General features: G+C 49.3%; 4 protein-coding genes. All 4 read left to right on the forward strand.

Going from position 1 to position 1,603, the window contains the following annotated elements:
* Positions 1-151 precede the first annotated feature (151 nt).
* On the forward strand, positions 152-709 hold the full coding sequence (locus E7L17_RS14925) for a phospholipase D family protein (protein WP_023340919.1): 558 nt from the start codon (positions 152-154) through the stop codon (positions 707-709).
* Positions 710-858: 149 nt separating this feature from the next.
* The gene (locus tag E7L17_RS14930) at positions 859-1,119 is read left to right on the forward strand and encodes a replication regulatory protein RepA (protein WP_016529614.1); all 261 of its coding nucleotides are present in this window, start codon (positions 859-861) and stop codon (positions 1,117-1,119) included.
* Between the two features lie 231 nt (positions 1,120-1,350).
* Complete coding sequence (gene tap / locus E7L17_RS14935) at positions 1,351-1,422, forward strand: RepA leader peptide Tap (protein ID WP_071786674.1); 72 nt, start codon at positions 1,351-1,353, stop codon at positions 1,420-1,422.
* Positions 1,415-1,603 (forward strand): hypothetical protein (locus E7L17_RS14940; protein WP_316323918.1); only part of this gene is annotated, 189 nt, incomplete at its 3' end. The genes tap and E7L17_RS14940, both read left to right, overlap by 8 nt.

Below are 1,603 nucleotides of genomic sequence, written 5' to 3' on the forward strand. Positions count from 1 at the left end.
CGATACCGGCGACGGACCCGTCTGCTACTGGTTTCGGCATACCACAAAATCCTGACGCCTCCGCATGGCGTCGTTGTCCAACCCCGGGAACGGGGAAAAACCAGTTTCCCCCGCTCCCGGCGTTTCTTAAAACACCCGTTAAGGAAATACTGTGAAAAAAATTAACCGTACACTCCGCAAATGTTGTCTGTCGGGGCTGATCAGCCTGACTTTGTGTGCACCTGTTCCGGCCGTGTATGCCGCCAGCATCGAGGCGGGTTTTTCTCCAGAAGGTTCGGCGCTGCAGCTGGTACTGAATACGATCGTGACTGCGCAGCAAAGTATTCGCTTGATGGGCTACAGCTTCACTTCACCGGAAGTAACGCGAGCACTGATCCAGGCGAAACAGCGGGGTATCGATGTCAGAGTGTTACTTGACTGGAAAGCCAACAGCGCGAAAGGGAGTGCAGGTGTGGCGGCAATGAATCTGCTGGCCAATGCCGGTATTCCTGTACGAACCGTCAGCCAGTTTAAAATCATGCACGACAAGGTGATTATCACCGACGGCCGAAACGTGGAAACGGGGTCGTTCAACTATTCCCGCGCTGCGGCGAACAGCAACTCCGAAAATGCCCTGGTCATCCGGGATTACCCTGCGCTGGCTGATACCTATCTGAAGCACTGGCAGTCCCGGTGGGAGATGGGGAGGGACTGGTCGGTCTCCTATTAAGTTTTTCTTCTAAATCAACATTTCAATCTCCTGAAAGATACCGCTGCGCCAACAACGATATCTTTCATTTTGTAATTTAGTCTTCGCCGACCTACGGTTCCTGTAGTATCTTTGTTCAAGTATTCAGTCAGATGCTTGAGGAGGCAGAGATGTCACAGGTCGTAAACGTAATTACTTCCTCACAAAAACCTAAACGTCCATATCGGAAAGGAAACCCGGTATCAGCGAACGAACGCCAGAAGGCTTCTCTGGCGAGGCGTAGTAATACCCATAAATCCATACATGCGCTCATTCAGATTCCGTTAAAAGAGAAACTGGCTCAGTTTGCTGAGGAGGAAGGAATTACGCAGGCTCAAATGATTGAAAAACTGATTAAACTTGAAGCAGAGCGCCGTGGAAATGATGTGTAAAAATTCACATTCTTGATCCGGTTGGCTATGAGTGCTAGATTACTGATCGTTTAGACATTGCTGGTTGGCCACGCCTTAAAGTGGCAGGGAACTGGTTCTGCTGAGGTATAACCCCGGAATCAGAAAGCAAAAACCCCGATAATCCTCACTAAGTTTGGCGACTGGAGAAGATTACCGGGGCTCACTTAAAACTGCATAGAGATTGTTGCTCTATGCAGGGAGTATAGATTTATGCTCAGAAAAGTTCAAGACCTTCTGTGCTCACTCCTTCCGCGCAACATAAGCGCAGGAAGCGGTGACTGATCATAACCAACAAAGCTCACGCAAGTATGTTCAGGTAAACAATCCTGAACCTGTTTTCACGGTTCCCCAGGACTACACTCCTTGGCCTTTCTCGCTGAAACTTATGGTAAAAGCCAATGGTTTCACTGAAAGCTTCAGTTTCGATATCGCATCAGCGATGTCGCGTAGGGACGGAATACGA

The sequence above is a fragment of the Clostridium sp. genome (assembly GCF_032576335.1).
Taxonomy (GTDB): domain Bacteria; phylum Bacillota; class Clostridia; order Oscillospirales; family Acutalibacteraceae; genus Faecalispora.